The organism is Aerococcus christensenii, from assembly GCF_001543105.1.
Lineage (GTDB): Bacteria > Bacillota > Bacilli > Lactobacillales > Aerococcaceae > Aerococcus > Aerococcus christensenii.
This window is the reverse complement of record NZ_CP014159.1, coordinates 753,441-767,993: the sequence shown is the minus strand read 5'-3', so window position 1 is coordinate 767,993 and position 14,553 is coordinate 753,441. Positions and strand designations below refer to the sequence as shown.

Annotated in this window: 16 protein-coding genes and 2 pseudogenes; 2 read left to right on the top strand and 16 right to left on the bottom strand. The window is 34.8% G+C overall.

What is annotated here, in order from left to right; all coding sequences use genetic code 11:
* Positions 1-227 precede the first annotated feature (227 nt).
* Genes AWM71_RS03620 through AWM71_RS03595 form a run of 6 tightly spaced genes read right to left on the bottom strand, consistent with a single transcriptional unit; the run spans position 228 to position 4,881 of the window.
* On the bottom strand, positions 228-1,028 hold the full coding sequence (locus AWM71_RS03620) for an SDR family oxidoreductase (RefSeq protein WP_060776695.1): 801 nt from the start codon (positions 1,026-1,028) through the stop codon (positions 228-230).
* A gap of 16 nt (positions 1,029-1,044) precedes the next feature.
* The gene (locus tag AWM71_RS03615; protein ID WP_060776694.1) at positions 1,045-2,271 is read right to left on the bottom strand and encodes an alcohol dehydrogenase catalytic domain-containing protein; all 1,227 of its coding nucleotides are present in this window, start codon (positions 2,269-2,271) and stop codon (positions 1,045-1,047) included.
* A 12-nt stretch (positions 2,272-2,283) separates the two neighbouring features.
* Complete coding sequence (locus tag AWM71_RS03610; RefSeq protein ID WP_060776693.1) at positions 2,284-3,132, bottom strand: mannose/fructose/sorbose PTS transporter subunit IID; 849 nt, start codon at positions 3,130-3,132, stop codon at positions 2,284-2,286.
* A gap of 16 nt (positions 3,133-3,148) precedes the next feature.
* On the bottom strand, positions 3,149-3,946 hold the full coding sequence (locus AWM71_RS03605) for a PTS mannose/fructose/sorbose transporter subunit IIC (RefSeq protein WP_060776692.1): 798 nt from the start codon (positions 3,944-3,946) through the stop codon (positions 3,149-3,151).
* A 2-nt stretch (positions 3,947-3,948) separates the two neighbouring features.
* Positions 3,949-4,449 (bottom strand): PTS sugar transporter subunit IIB, encoded by a 501-nt coding sequence (locus AWM71_RS03600; protein WP_060776691.1) that lies wholly within the window; start codon positions 4,447-4,449, stop codon positions 3,949-3,951.
* Complete coding sequence (locus AWM71_RS03595) at positions 4,450-4,881, bottom strand: PTS sugar transporter subunit IIA (protein WP_060776690.1); 432 nt, start codon at positions 4,879-4,881, stop codon at positions 4,450-4,452.
* Positions 4,882-5,033: 152 nt separating this feature from the next.
* Here AWM71_RS03595 and AWM71_RS03590 point away from each other — a divergent pair, with 152 nt between their 5' ends.
* Together AWM71_RS03590 and AWM71_RS03585 are read left to right on the top strand one after the other, a co-directional pair.
* On the top strand, positions 5,034-5,231 hold the full coding sequence (locus AWM71_RS03590; protein WP_060776689.1) for a sigma factor-like helix-turn-helix DNA-binding protein: 198 nt from the start codon (positions 5,034-5,036) through the stop codon (positions 5,229-5,231).
* On the top strand, positions 5,231-5,950 hold the full coding sequence (locus AWM71_RS03585) for a sugar-binding transcriptional regulator (RefSeq protein ID WP_082632673.1): 720 nt from the start codon (positions 5,231-5,233) through the stop codon (positions 5,948-5,950). The genes AWM71_RS03590 and AWM71_RS03585 overlap by 1 nt, the downstream gene beginning before the upstream one ends.
* A 402-nt stretch (positions 5,951-6,352) precedes the next feature.
* Here AWM71_RS03585 and uxuA read toward each other — a convergent pair.
* The 10 genes and pseudogenes from uxuA to ulaG form a co-directional block, all read right to left on the bottom strand.
* Positions 6,353-7,426 (bottom strand): annotated as a pseudogene (gene uxuA / locus AWM71_RS03580) (mannonate dehydratase).
* Positions 7,427-7,544: 118 nt separating this feature from the next.
* Positions 7,545-7,886 carry a PTS sugar transporter subunit IIA gene (locus AWM71_RS03575; protein ID WP_060776687.1) on the bottom strand — a complete coding sequence of 114 codons (342 nt, stop codon included), beginning with the start codon at positions 7,884-7,886 and terminating at the stop codon, positions 7,545-7,547.
* Between the two features lie 43 nt (positions 7,887-7,929).
* Positions 7,930-8,316: pseudogene (locus tag AWM71_RS03570) on the bottom strand (PTS sugar transporter subunit IIB); the annotation flags it as partial.
* A 292-nt stretch (positions 8,317-8,608) separates the two neighbouring features.
* Positions 8,609-9,325 (bottom strand): L-ribulose-5-phosphate 4-epimerase AraD, encoded by a 717-nt coding sequence (gene araD, locus AWM71_RS03565; protein WP_060776158.1) that lies wholly within the window; start codon positions 9,323-9,325, stop codon positions 8,609-8,611.
* Entirely contained in the window at positions 9,318-10,175 is an 858-nt protein-coding gene (locus tag AWM71_RS03560) for an L-ribulose-5-phosphate 3-epimerase (protein ID WP_060776159.1), read from the bottom strand. The genes araD and AWM71_RS03560 overlap by 8 nt, the downstream gene beginning before the upstream one ends.
* A 97-nt stretch (positions 10,176-10,272) precedes the next feature.
* Positions 10,273-10,911, bottom strand: coding sequence for a 3-keto-L-gulonate-6-phosphate decarboxylase UlaD (locus AWM71_RS03555; RefSeq protein ID WP_060776160.1), 639 nt, complete (start codon positions 10,909-10,911; stop codon positions 10,273-10,275).
* A gap of 47 nt (positions 10,912-10,958) precedes the next feature.
* Complete coding sequence (locus tag AWM71_RS03550; protein WP_060776686.1) at positions 10,959-11,255, bottom strand: PTS sugar transporter subunit IIB; 297 nt, start codon at positions 11,253-11,255, stop codon at positions 10,959-10,961.
* A 61-nt stretch (positions 11,256-11,316) separates the two neighbouring features.
* Entirely contained in the window at positions 11,317-12,795 is a 1,479-nt protein-coding gene (locus tag AWM71_RS03545; RefSeq protein WP_060776685.1) for a PTS ascorbate transporter subunit IIC, read from the bottom strand.
* Between the two features lie 16 nt (positions 12,796-12,811).
* The gene (locus AWM71_RS03540; protein ID WP_060776684.1) at positions 12,812-13,276 is read right to left on the bottom strand and encodes a PTS sugar transporter subunit IIA; all 465 of its coding nucleotides are present in this window, start codon (positions 13,274-13,276) and stop codon (positions 12,812-12,814) included.
* A 24-nt stretch (positions 13,277-13,300) separates the two neighbouring features.
* On the bottom strand, positions 13,301-14,377 hold the full coding sequence (ulaG, locus tag AWM71_RS03535; RefSeq protein WP_060776683.1) for an L-ascorbate 6-phosphate lactonase: 1,077 nt from the start codon (positions 14,375-14,377) through the stop codon (positions 13,301-13,303).
* Positions 14,378-14,553 lie beyond the last annotated feature (176 nt).

Below are 14,553 nucleotides of genomic sequence, written 5' to 3'. Positions count from 1 at the left end.
TTTCTGTACAATCGGGCAATATTCTCTATATACCTTTATAATATAAAAATTCATATTTTAAAATAAACAGCAGTTTTCTTTATTAAAGATATTCAAAGAAAACTGCTTTAATTATATAGTATATTAAAAATATATTTTAATGTCGTTTTATTTATTCATGCGTCAACATACATTGGAGACTATATGAATCACAAAACTGAAGTTATTATAGAACAAAACTTTTAGATTTATCCTCTAGTTTTCCCTCCAGCAATATTAATAGTCGTTCCAGTAATATAACTTGACCGATCGGAAACTAGGTAAGCCACTAAATCACTGACTTCTGTTAATTTTCCGCTTCGACCAAGAGGGGTAGTGGTAGTACTTGCGTAGCCTGCTCGTAATTGTTCCACTGTTTTTCCACGTGTGTAGGAAAGCGCTTCTTCATACGCAAGGGTTCGCAAGCCGGTTTCTTCTAAAATCCCAGGGGCAACACCTACTACACGAACGTTATGCTTGCCAAGTTCTTTTGCCCAAGAGCGGGTATAAGAATAAACGGCAGCTTTTGACCCTGCGTAAGGACTTTGCCCTTCAGAACCTTCAAGACCAGATTCTGAGCACATATTGATGATAACCCCTTGGCGTTTATTCACTAAAATACGAGCAACAGTTTGAGCAAGAAGGAATACGCCCTTCTGATTAATAGCTACCATTTTATCAAAGATGTCATCAGCTAATTCATATTTCCCTTTAGGATCTTTAGGATCAACTAATAAGCGAGGAACATTAATACCAGCATTATTGACTAAGGCATCTACACTTTCCCATTTATCTACTACTTTTTGAACAGAAGCTTCAACATTTTCGCGTGAAGAAACATCGGTTTGAAGGAAAAGATAATTTTCATGAACAAGTCCGTTATCTTTAATATCAAAATTTGCTACTCGGCAACCATCATCCAACAATTCTTGGACAACAGAAGCTCCGATTCCTGATGATGCACCTGTGACAATGACTACACGGTCCTTAATACCTAACCAATCTTCCATAATTAAAATCCACCTTTTAAATTTCTTTAGCATTCTCTAATATATATTTTTCTGCTTCTTTACTCCATAAGTTGTTATTACTTTTTAGAATATTGTAAAGATCTGATTTTTGATTAATATCACTTAGCTTAGTCAAAGGTATATTTTTATGTGTATACACTAATTTTTTCCATCCTTTAATTTTAGGAAAATTTGTAGTAACATTCACTACTTCATTTAAACCAAGTATATGAGTGACAATATTTTCAACATTAATAATACTATTTTCTATTAAAGAAATAGCTTCTTTCATATCCTGCGCATTTCCTCCAGAATTTCCAACATAATGTGCATTAGAATAGTGGATATCATATAAATTAATTGTTGCTTTAAAAGATTTATTTTGTGGTCCAGCAAAGAAATTAATACACCCGTTAGGTGCTAGTATATCCGAAGCTAATTCTACTAAATTAGAATCAGCTACCATTATGAAAATATCATCAAATTTTCCATCAATCGTATCCATTAACACCTTTTTTTGATTTTCACAATCTTTAACATTAACATAATTCAACTTTGTGTCTTCGGTACTCGTATAAAGCGATTCTAATCTATTTATAATTTCTTGATTAATTCCAGTAACTGTAACTGTTTTAGGATTAACAGGTCCATGGAGTGCATAATCTACAGCCAACATGCCCATGGCTCCAGTTCCTCCAATAATTAACAAATTTCCTCCTTCTTTAATACCCATAATATGTTCAAATTTATTATCTTTATTATGATAGTTAGTTTTAAATGCTCGAATAACGGTAGACAACGGTTCTACTAACGAGCCTTTAAAATAGCTATCTCCTCTATAAATTAATAAACAATCCTGATTCATTACGTCTTCTGATAAAATAGCGTATTGAGTATCTCCACCTGTATAAGCATAAGAATAACCTGGGCAATCAGGACGATCTTTCAACTGAAGATTGGCTTGAATAATATATTTGTCGCCTACTTTATATTTATCTTTCCATTTATTACCCACTTCAAGAATTTTTCCACAAAATTCATGACCTATTAATATAGGATTATTTTTTAAATCATCAGGAGCTTTTTTATGTTCTTCTCCTTTTTGAACTAATTTCCAAGAGCTCATACATATACTATCTGTAATAACTGAAACAAGGATTTCAGACTCATTTATAACAGAGAGTTCAATTTCTTCTAGTCTTAAATCATTTTTCCCATATAACCTAACTGCCTTTGTTTTCATAACTCATTACACCTATTTTCCTAAAAATCCCAACCAATACCCTAAAATTCCAATTCCGAATAAAGAAAAGATAAGTAATGTAGGATTCACTTTCTTCTTTAATAAATACATCATTAAAAAGGTTAATCCTAAAGGAAGTAATCCAGGGATTAAAGAGTCTAATATATTTTGAATAGTAGTTATAACTTCTTGTCCTGTAGTAGGATTTGTTGTTTTAGAAACTACTATTGGAATATTTATCTTTGCCCAAGAATTAACTAATACCCCCATAACAAATAACCCTAATATAGATGCCCCTTCAGTTAGTTTTTGTAAGAAATTACCAGATAATTCTTTAACTATATTTATCCCTTGTTTAAAGCCATATACTAATCCATACCACTTTAAAGCTAATCTAACTGCATTAAAAGAAACAAAGAACATAAGAGGTCCTAAGACACTTCCTGATAGTGCAATGGAAGCCCCTAACGCTGCTGTAATAGGTCTCAAAGTACCCCACATTAGTGGATCTCCAACCCCACATAAAGGCCCCATTAATCCTATTTTTAAACTATTTATAGTCTGCTCATCAACATTTTTATTTTGGGCTCTCGCTTCTTCTAAAGCCATAGTAACCCCTATAACAGGCCCTACCAGCCCTGGAGTAACATTAAAAAATGGTAAATGTCGTTTTAAAGCTTTAACTTGTTCTTCTTTAGTTTTATATACTCGCTTAATAGTAGGTATCATATCTACACAAAAAGCCAACGCATGAATTCTTTCATAGTTAAATGAAGCTTGTTGAAAGTTTGAATAAACAAAAGTTTCAAATAAGTCTTTTTTGGTAATAGTGTGATTATCTTTTATATTATTATTAGCCATAATCAGTTCTCCCTTACTAATCTTCCAACTCATCGTCATTTTCTGTTAGTTGTTTATTTGTTACATTTGAATAATTCAAATATCTAGGATTTAAATGAACATAAATAGCAGCAAGGATTATTCCAATTATTCCATATGAAAATAAACTAAATTTTAGATATGCGCTTAGTACAAATCCTAAGAAGAAAAACGGCATTAAATAATTAACACTCATCATATTTAAAATCATAGCGTATCCAACTACAACAATGAACCCTCCAGCTACTGTTAACCCTCCTGTTATAACATCTGGAATAGAGTCTAATAAATTTGTAACTACATCTGTACTAATATATTTAGCAACAAGTGTTGCAGGAATAGCTACCCTCAAAGCTTGAACAATCAATGCAGAAAAATGTAGAAATTTTATTTTTGTAAAATCCGCATTTTCAGCTGCTTTATCTGCTGCGTGTTGGAAAACTATAGTTATAGAACGGGCTAACACCGTTAATACTTGTCCAGCAGCTGCTACCGGAAGAGCAATAGCTATTCCTGATTCAATGCTTTGTTTTCCTAAAATAACTAATATTGTTGATATGATGCTAGCTAAAGCGGGATCAGGAGATTGAGCAGCACCAATATTCATCCAACCAAGAGCAATTAACTCTAACGTTCCTCCTAAAATTATTCCCGTCGTTATGTCACCTAAAATCAATCCGACTACTGTACAAGCGATTAAAGGTCTGTGCGTTTGAAATTCATCCAAAACGCTACCTGCACCAGAAATACAAGAAAATATAAACAGTAAAATTAATTGCGTCATCGATACTTCCATGTTCAAATTTCCTCTCTAATTTTTATTTTAGTTAATTCATCATAAAAATCTAACTTAGGGTCACTAGCTACTACTCTTCCATCTAATGTAACACCTTGTTCATGCAAAATATCAAAATTTTTTATATCGTCATGATTGACAAATACCGCTTTACTTACACGAAGTTTTCCATCTTTATACTGCATCCCTCCAACATTTAATATGGTTATATCAATCCCCTCTTTAATCGATCTAACAACATCTTCTGGGTTTTCAAACAATAAGAACACTTTTTCTGACTCATACTTTGGATTTTTAAATACTCTACCTGCTTTTTCTACACTAACAACATTTACTTTTATTCCTGGAGGAGCCGCCTGTTTAACTAACGTTGATCGTATTTCATCATTAGCCACTTTATCACTTATAACTATAATCCTATTGGCTCCTGATTCTTTAGACCATACTAAAGCCACTTGACCATGAATTAACCTATCATCTATTCGAGCAAGTCGTATTTCCATTTATAAATCATCCCCTTCAGAATTGTTTAACGTTTTTTCTACTTTCCACATATATGTTTTTATATATAATTGCTTGTCTTTTTCAATATCGTTAATAACATCAATAATTGACTTTGAATTATTTCCTAATAAAATTTGAATAACCATAGGTAATGACATACCGGACAAAATTATAATATTTTGATCTTTATGTTTTAAACAATACGAACATGCAGAATTAAATGGAGTCCCTCCGTATAAATCACACACTATTAATAAATCATTTTCTTTATTATTATTTGCTTTTTCTATTTTTTCTTCTAGAGTCTCTATCCCCTCTCCTTCATAAAAAGGTATTGTTTTAACTGCTTTTTGCTTTCCAACAATCATTTCAGCAGATTTTTTCATTGTTATTCCTAATTCTCCGTGTCCCATTAATATAATGTTAAACAAAATACACCCCCCTTTCGTCACATATGTGATACAATTGATTTAGTTACTTCCTTCACTTGATAGTTTAGTATCTCGTTTCATTGTTGTCAATGCTATTATGGCACCGCTTTCAAAATTGCACATTTGTGACAAAATGGTTAAAGGAGTTTTTTATGACCGTCGATACAAATTTGTTAATAAAAATTTCTGAACTGTACTACTTGAACGGATTGACACAGTCCCAAATTTCTAAAGAGCTTCATATTCACCGTTCAACAATAAGTAGATTATTAAGTATGGCAAGAGAAAAAAAAATTGTAGAAATCAAAATAAATTACAAAAACGACTCAAATAAGGACTTAAAAATTTAATAAAAAATAAATATAATTTAAAATATGTTGTTTTTATAGATGAATCTGATAAACAAGCCTCATATAAAGAAGTAAATCACTTATTTTCTTCTATTCTTCACGATAACATGATAGTTGGGCTTTCATGGGGGAGAGCTATGGCTCTTTTGCCTAAATACTTATCTTCTGCCCGTTTTAGTAATATCACTTGTATTCCATTAATTGGTGGTCCTTCTGGAATAGTGGACAGTTCTTTTCACGTTAATACAATTGTTTATAACGTAGCTTCATCACTACATGCAAATTCTTTACTATTAGACGCTCCCGCTTTTCCAAATAATGACAATGTTAAAAAGCTTTTATTAGACGATCCATTTTGTAATAAAATATTTACTTATTGGAAAAAAATGGATATTGCTATATTCGGAATAGGGAGCCCATTGATTCAAAAGTCTACTAGATGGAAAGAATTTTATAAAAATAATACATTAAATAATATAAAAACAAATATTGTAGCAGGAGACATCGTGTCCAGATTCTTTGATAAAAACGGGCACCAACTAAAATCACCATTAGACAATTCTATTATCGGTATCGAATTGGAACAATTAAAAAAAATACCTATGAAAATTTGCATTGCTACAACTTCTGACAAATTAACAGCCATACAAGCAGCTATTAAAGGAAATCTTATTGACGCTTTAATAATTAATGAAGACCTTGGCTTACAACTTTTATAAAAAAATTTCTATATAAATCGTCTTAGAAATATCATGCATATATTTTTTGTACTATTCTCTTAATCCAAACTTAATTTTTGAAAGTATTTTTATCTCAAAATATTTATTAAATTAACAACTACAAAAATTTAATAATTAAAGGTTAAAATATAGAGCTAACATATTAAATGATAATTAATTGTTGAAATTTTAATTACAATACAGGTTTAGATTATATTAGAATTAATACCTCTATTCCCGCATTTTTCACTCTAATCAATAATGACTCTCGTTATAAATAAAAAATAGATTGACAAGTAAGTACTTATCAATCTATCTAAGTAAAAGAAACACAAAACTTAATTCTTTCTAACATCTACCTTCATAAAAAGCCCCCGTTCCTCATAGAACGGGGGTTATATTTTATTTTTGAATGCCTTTTGATTTGGTAATAGCTTCATAGAGACCTTGCGCATAACAAATTCCTAAAGCGCGGTCATATAAGCCATAACCCGGCATACACTCTTCGTCCCAAATCGTTCGTCCATGGTCTGGTCGAATAATTCCATCAAAGCCCACATCAACTAAAGCTTCCATGATCTTGTACATATCGAATGCCCCATCTTTACTCATATGAGCAGATTCTCGAAATTTTCTTTCACCTAAAAATTCCACATTACGAAAATGAACAAAGTGTACACGATGCCCACCTTCTTTAATAATTTGAACAACATCATTATCTGGATTACTTCCGATAGATCCCGTACACAACGTAATCCCATTATAAGGAGAGTCCACAACTTCAATAATCCGCTTCAAATCTTCTAAATTCTTAGTAATGCGAGGAAGTCCAAAAATTTCATAAGGTGGATCATCAGGATGAATAGCCATTTTCACATCACATTCCTCACAGACAGGAATTACTTCTTTTAGAAAATAAGCCAAATTATCGAACAACTTTTCCCGTGTAAAGCCTTTATAGATATCTAAAAGTTCATCAATCTTTGCTAGCCGCTTTTCTTCCCAGCCAGACATTTCAAATCCTTTTGACTGACTTTTGATGAGTTCATACATATCCTGTGGTTTTAAAGATTGAACCACTTTGTCATCATACACCAAAGAATAGGAAGTATCCGGATTTTTGTAGAATAATGTCGTTTTGGTCCAGCCAAAAATAGGTTTAAAACTATAGCAAATTAAATGAATCCCACAAGATTATAAATTTCGAATCGTTTGCTTATAATTTTTAATACATCGGTCTCTATCCTCTGTGCCTGCCTTAATAGCATCTGCTACTGCGACGCTTTCAATTCCCAGTAACTCTAAACCACTGGATTCTACAGAGTCCTTCAAAGCTTTGATCTCTTCCAACGTCCATAAATCTCCAAGCATTTTCCCAAGTAAGGTTCCAACAACCCCATCTACCCCTGGGATTTGTCTAATATGATTAATCGGAATATGATCCTTGGCACCATACCAACGTATTCCCCATTTCATTGACATCGTCCTTCCTTTTTAAAAGTCATCATCCGCTGAGTCCTCTTCTGATTCCTCCATCCAAACATCAACCGCTCCTTGTCCAGAAGCCACAATACTTTCTACTGCATCTTCTAAACTAGTACCAATCAATCGTTGATTTAAAGCTTCCAAAAGCATCGGCAAATTCACACCCGAAATCATACGATACTCCCCCTTCAATCTGATCTTGTAACTGGTGTTGTGCCAACAAAGATTGATTATAAGGACTCGCGCCTTTAACATCCACTAAAACCAGTATACCTTCGCCTTGATTGACAGATAGGACGGCTTTTTGAATTGTTTGTCCAAAGGTTTCTACATTGTCTCCTAGATGAAGACCCATAGCTTCTAATTGTTTGCTAGGCCCAAAAATAACTTCAGACGCATCTTTTAAACCTTCCGCAAATTTTCCATCGGTTGCAATGACAATTCCAAACACGACAATCGTGCTCTCTTTTTGTAATATTCCTTTTTAAACCGCTTTATGCTAAATCAAATTTCTCTAATACTTCTTCAAGAGAAGTCATTGGAAAAGAAGGAGTTGCTTGGAAATAAATATTCTCAACTCCATAGTTATCATGCATATCCTTTAATTTTAGCGCATCTTCTTTGTTGAGATACACGGATTTAGTCACAAAAATATCTTTTTCAGGATCTTTTTGAGCAATACCGCCAATATTTAATTCTTTCATTAGCACCCCATGTTTCACTAAATCATAGATAACTCCTACTGCTTTAGCTAATAAAATACAATGATAGTCTTTTAATTGATACTCATCCCAATAAAATTTAGTCCGTTCAACTGTTGTCACAATTGCTTTTTGTCCGGTACGTGCTCCAGAATTTTTGTATAATTCTCGCATAAATTTATAGTTCTCACTGGGAATAGTGAATCAGAACTTGTTAAATTATCAGACGAAGCCATTTATATCTTAACGGAAGAAACTATTTTTAGAACAGAATCCCTAACTTCTCGTATCAGTTACCAAACCATTATGTATATTCTCTATATGAACCTCATGTTCCACGATGTTTCTGGGAATACCGACTCTATGGACTGTATTCGACAAAATATAGGAACAGCTAAAGAAAATGCCAAAAATTTTATTGGCTAAACAAAATTCTATAAAAAAACCTCTTCTTCTTAGAAGAGGCTTTCTTTTATTTTTGCCCATAATAGGCATTTTTACCATGTTTTCGGTAATAATGTTTATCCAAATAATGTTGCGGGATAGGCTCGCCAGCTTGTCGCCTTAAATTTTCTGTTCGTTCTGCCATCTCACAAACTGTTTCAATGACTTTCCCAACTTCTACAGATTTCATTGCACTATTTCCCCAAGAAAAAGTCCCATGATTTCTAACCAAAACGCCCGGTACGGCTATTGGATCAATCTTGCGGTCACGGAATGTCTCTACAATGACTTTTCCCGTGTTTTCTTCATAGGCTTCTTCCACTTCTTCTTGTGTTAAATCACGCGTACAGGGAATGCACCCATAAAAATTATCCGCATGCGTGGTCCCATAAACCGGAACGTCACGTCCTGCTTGTGCCCATGCTACCCCTTGAACACTATGTGTATGCGTAATTCCTATAATTTCTGGAAATTCTCTAAATAAAACCACATCCGTAGGGAGATCTGAAGACGGCCTTAAACTTTCTTTTTCTAGAACGTTCCCTTCTAAATCTGTCACGACCATATCTTCAGGCGTCATGGTTTCATAAGGGACCCCTGAGGGTTTAATCACAATCACACCGATCTCTCGATTTACTTCTGCGACATTTCCCCAAGTCAGCGTGACTAAGCCATACTCTGGCAATTTTAAATTAGCTGCACAGACTCTTTCTTTCATCTCACGAATCATTTCTTCTTTAGACATGGAAGCCCGCCTCTCTCATAAATGGTAAGACATAATCTTTTGCTTTTTGAATTTCTTCTTCTGGATGCTCTGAAGTTTCTGACCACATCTCAATCATAAAAGTTCCGTTATAATTCAATCGTTTTAAGGTCTTAAAACAGCCTAAAAAGTCAACATCTCCTGCCCCAAAACGGACTTCTTTAAATTTACCTGGGAAGTTTTCTGTGACATTTAAAGTGTCCTTGACATGACATGCCACAATTTCATCAATGCCTAGTTCGAGCTCGGCACCGACATCATTGCCTGACCAAGCGGATATATTCCCTAAATCCGGATAGACTTGCAGCCATGGGGAGTGGATGGTGCGTTTAATGGCATTGAATTTCGTAATCGAATTAATAAAGGGATCATCCATAATCTCAATAGACAACATCACTTGTTTTTCAGCTGCCATATGTACAGCTTTTTGTAGATTTTCCATAAAATAAGCGCGTGAAGTCAGTGTTTTTTCTTCATAATAAACATCGTATCCTGCCAACTGGATATTTCTAACCCCTAAATCAACTGCCAAATCAATCGCTTTTTGCATCATATCTAAAGCTTTTTCTCGTTTTTTAGGGTCTGCGGATCCAAAAGGATAACGCCGATGGCCACTCAAACATATCGAAAAGATGCGAAGACCACTTTCATACATCGCTTCGACTACTTCTCGCCGTTCTTCTTTCGTCCACTCTAATCGCGCAAGACGTTCATCCGTCTCATCAATGGACATTTCCACAAAATCAAAGCCTAATTTTTTTGCCATTTGTAACCGTTGTAACCAGGTAATGCCTTTAGGAAGTGCTTTTTCATAAATACCTAAACTGACCAAAATAATTCCTCCTTATTACTGGGTGCCCTTCTTAATAAAAGAAGTTCAGCGATTCTGGGGAGCCGACCGCTGAACTGTTCAACTTATCTGCAGTCTATTAACCCCAGATCTCTTTAATTTTATTTTGGAAATCTATCGCTGCTTGTTTGGGATCTTCTGCTTGGGTAATCCCACGCCCTGCAATAAATGTGTAAACCTCTACCCCTTTAAAGAGATCCAAAATCTCAACTTTTAATCCGCCAGTAACGGATACTTTAAAGCCCATATCCACTAATTTCTTGACTTTTGTGAGATCCTTTTCTCCCCAAGTTTCTCCAGCAAGAAGTGCGTCTCGGCTTTGATGATAAATCGCTTGATGGATGCCTGCATCTAACCAAGCTTGCGCTTGATCATAGGTCCAGTCTCCATAAAGTTCCACTTGAACTTCATCGACTTCTTTCGCCGCAGCTTTCATGGTTGGAATCGTGGCTGAACAAATACAGGTCATAAAGTTTGCCCCGGCTTCTTTCAAATTTTTAGCAACCGTTCCCCCGGCATCTGCACATTTAGGATCCGCTACAATTAATTTATCTGGATACAAGGCTCTAAAACACCGGACAACTTCTGCGCCGTCTTGTAACAAAAGAATTGTCCCTGCTTCAATAATATCTACAACGTCTCCTACGGCTTTAATATCTGCCAGGGCACTCGCTAAATCATTATGATCACACGCTATTTGTAATTTTGGTAAACTCATTGGTTCATTTCCTTTCATTTTGTATTTTGTGAGTATTATGGCATTGATTATTTTTTAGACATTAATTCACTTTGTTCTACTTTTTCTTTCACTTCTTTAGCGGACATTACATTTTGAACTCCAATAACGGTAACTCCTTGTTTAACCGCTTGATCAAACATATTTACAAAGTTAAGTGGTGTAAACACCACGTCGTAATTTCTAGCTGTACTTTTCCCTTCAGAAATAGACGTATGATGAATGGAAGTAATAGTAAAGCCTAATTCTTTCAACGCTTTTTCAGCACTTCTTTGTAACATTAAACTTGTCCCAGATCCATTCGCGCAAGATACTAAAACTCTCATCGTTTTCCCTCCTAATAACGATCGGCTCAATCTTTAAAAGACTGAGCCCTTCGATTTATTCTTAATTTTTTTGAAATTTTTCTTTGTATTGTTCATAATCTTCTACTTGCATGAAGTAGCCTTCAGGATTCCGACGATATTGTAATTGCGGTATAGCAAGTAAAATTGCAATAACCACTGCAATACCTGCAAAGCCTAACAACTTCATAATAATGGTGAATCCTGGCCATACGGTTGCCCAGTCAAGCATTCCTAAATATCCTCCAAATCTAGAGAGGCCAATCCAGGTAGCAAAAACAGCAGACCCTGCTACTTGAATAATTCCTGAGAAGAATGGTAAGACCAAAGCAGCCTTATACCCACCACGATTATTAGCAAATACACCGATTGCCGCATTGTCGAAGAAGACTGGAATAAATCCGGCAATAACAATTGTTGGAGATTTTAAGAGAATCAATAAGGTGATCACTAAGAATTGCCCGATAGCACCTGATAAGAATCCAATCGTAGAAGCGTTTGGTGACCCAAATGCAAAGGTTGCTGCAATATCGATTCCTGGTACAGCTCCTGGAAGGATAGTATTGGAAATTCCTTGGAAGGATTCTGTTAATTCTCCAACGAAGGTTCGTACCCCTAATTGCAAAATAGTAAGGTAAACTGCAAAATTCAAACACGTTTCAACAATGTAGAAGAAAAAGTTTTTATCAGGTTTCAAAGCTTTTAACTGCACCAAATATGGTTTTCCTAACACAGCAAGAATAATTCCAAAGAAGAGTAACATTAAGATAGAAGTTGACACCATATTTTCATTGAAAATAGATAGCCAACCTGGAAGTTGAACATCCTCCATACGTTTCACTTCTTTACCATCTTTTGGCTTAAATTTCTCCGCCAATTTAGCAAAGAAAGTCAACCCAAACATTTGTTGGTGAGCAACCGCAAAGCCCCCACCATCCGTTAAGTCTTGGCAAATACCAATCGTTAAATTAGAACCTACTGCCCAATATAAACCAAGAATAATGGACATAATCACTAAAACTTGCCACCGTCCCATCATTGGGTAGCAAAATAACATTAACCAGAAAGCTGTAGAAGCTTGTTGTACTTGCACATTACCTGTTGTAAATAAAGCACGTAATTTTGTAATGCGATTAAAACGTACTACGATAATATTAACAATGAACGCAATTAACAATAAGAGCATGACATCCCCAAAAATACGTCCAAAAGTAGGTTCTACCCCTTCAGTCACAGCATTTTGTCCAAAATATGGGTCAATAACCATCGCTGATAAATTAAAACGATCCTTTAATCCTACTAAGATCGGTCGGAAGTTTTTAACTAATCCACCAGAACCTACAGCCAGGATTAAATACCCACAAGTTGCTTTTAAAAATCCCGCTAAGCAGTCATACCAAGGTCGTTTTAATAGAATATATCCAATCAAAACAATGGTACCAATCATAAAAGCAGGTTGCGTTAAAATATTTTTAGCGAAGAATGTCCACAGCCAAAATAGCCAAGTTGCAATTTGATCCATAACAATATAACCTCCTTTAAATTTTTGATTTCTCTAATAATTGTTGATAATCTTTTAATGAATGTGTCTCTTTAAGTTGTTCAACAAGTTCTTCATCCATTAATAAATCCATTAAATTTTGGATATTTTTCAAATGTTCATCTGAATTTTTAGCAGCTAACGTGAAGAATAAAGTAGCCTGATGTTTTTCTCCTGTTTTTTCATCCATAAAAGTCACTGGATCTTCAAATTTAGTAAAGCTAATCCCTGTTCCTAATACTCCTGGATTATCCGCCATGGCATGAGGCATAGCTATTCCTGGAACAATTACAATATAGGGGCCATTATCCTCAACACATTGAATAATAGCGTCCGCATATTGATCAGTTACTAAATGAGCTTCTTTAAGAGCTTGACAAGATATTCGAATGGCTTCTTGCCAAGTATCAGGTGTCTTAGGGGAGTAATGAATGAGACGATGGTCATAGAAATACTGGAGCATGAATTTACCCTACTTTCTTAATTTTTATAAGAAGGCATCGTAAGGAAGATCATTTTCATAATCGAAAGCGTCATGGAAGCCGCGATCATACATGTATTCGAAATGATCGGTATCTCCTGGATAATCGTAACGCCCCCCTACTTGCCAAACAAATGGTTGGAATTTATAATTCATCCGATCTTTACGATATTTCCAAAGATAAAGAATTTCTTTAGGATCTGCCATAAAGTTTGTCCAGATGTCATAGTGGGTAGGAATCACAACTTTAGCTTGTAAAGCTTCTCCAACTTTCAAAACATCTGAAGAGGTCAATTTATCTGTAATTCCTATTGGGTTTTCACCATAAGCCACACAAGCAATATCAACATCATATTCTTTCCCATGTTTTACATACATATTAGAATAATGAGAATCTCCTGCATGATAAACGGATCCACCTTCTGTTTTCACCAAGTAGTTCAAGGCGAGCTCATTCATATCCCGAACTGGTTTTCCTTTGAGAGATTCCTCAGGATCATCCACTGTAAGTAACATCGTCCGATCAAAAGACTCTAATCCAATCACCTCTACATCTTTGACTTTTACACTTTCATGTGGATGTAACACAACAATTCGATCTTCAGGAACACCCCAGCTTATCCATTTATCCGCAACATCTTGTGGACCAACAAAGATAGCATTTGGGCAGTTTTTAGTAACCACTGCAGCTGTTGTTTGATCCAAATGATCAGAATGAGAATGGGTGACACATAGAACATCAATATCCTTTACTTCAAAAGGATCAATAACAAATGGTTGGTTTCGACGATTTGGTTGTAAATTTCGAACGCCTGACATCCGCATCATTTGATGGCCTTTCTTCATTTGACCAGAACCAATCGTTTGCTTTCCTGTTTGATTCCACATATCGATCACAACATTTGTTCCATGATCAGATTTAATCCAAATTCCCATATTCCCTAGCCACCACATAGAGAGGGTCTTTTCTGGAACTTCAGCAGCGGCAATTTCTTCATTCAACCAAGTCCCCCATTCCGGGAAAGTATTCTTTAACCACATTTCCTTTGTGATTTCATTAATATTCTTTGCAAAATTTGCCATTTTTGTATTCCTCCTACTGGTTATTACCAATCTTTTTTATAATTTCATTATACGAACATTTAAAAGCGGTTTCAACAAACTTATATGTTCATTTTGAGCGATACGAATTTTTATTTGTTCACTATGTTCCTTATTTTGTCCATTTCGAACATTTAATGATATAATAATATTCAGAA

Coding starts and splice junctions, on each gene's coding strand:
- AWM71_RS03540 (WP_060776684.1), bottom strand. CDS start 13,276: ATGCTCCAGTATTTCTATGACCATCGTCTCATTCATTACTCCCCTAAG.
- AWM71_RS03545 (WP_060776685.1), bottom strand. CDS start 12,795: ATGGATCAAATTGCAACTTGGCTATTTTGGCTGTGGACATTCTTCGCT.
- AWM71_RS03600 (WP_060776691.1), bottom strand. CDS start 4,449: ATGGAAATACGACTTGCTCGAATAGATGATAGGTTAATTCATGGTCAA.
- ulaG (WP_060776683.1), bottom strand. CDS start 14,377: ATGGCAAATTTTGCAAAGAATATTAATGAAATCACAAAGGAAATGTGG.
- araD (WP_060776158.1), bottom strand. CDS start 9,325: ATGTCTAAAGAAGAAATGATTCGTGAGATGAAAGAAAGAGTCTGTGCA.
- AWM71_RS03610 (WP_060776693.1), bottom strand. CDS start 3,132: ATGGCTAATAATAATATAAAAGATAATCACACTATTACCAAAAAAGAC.
- AWM71_RS03620 (WP_060776695.1), bottom strand. CDS start 1,028: ATGGAAGATTGGTTAGGTATTAAGGACCGTGTAGTCATTGTCACAGGT.
- AWM71_RS03615 (WP_060776694.1), bottom strand. CDS start 2,271: ATGAAAACAAAGGCAGTTAGGTTATATGGGAAAAATGATTTAAGACTA.
- AWM71_RS03555 (WP_060776160.1), bottom strand. CDS start 10,911: ATGAGTTTACCAAAATTACAAATAGCGTGTGATCATAATGATTTAGCG.
- AWM71_RS03605 (WP_060776692.1), bottom strand. CDS start 3,946: ATGGAAGTATCGATGACGCAATTAATTTTACTGTTTATATTTTCTTGT.
- AWM71_RS03550 (WP_060776686.1), bottom strand. CDS start 11,255: ATGAGAGTTTTAGTATCTTGCGCGAATGGATCTGGGACAAGTTTAATG.
- AWM71_RS03590 (WP_060776689.1), top strand. CDS start 5,034: ATGACCGTCGATACAAATTTGTTAATAAAAATTTCTGAACTGTACTAC.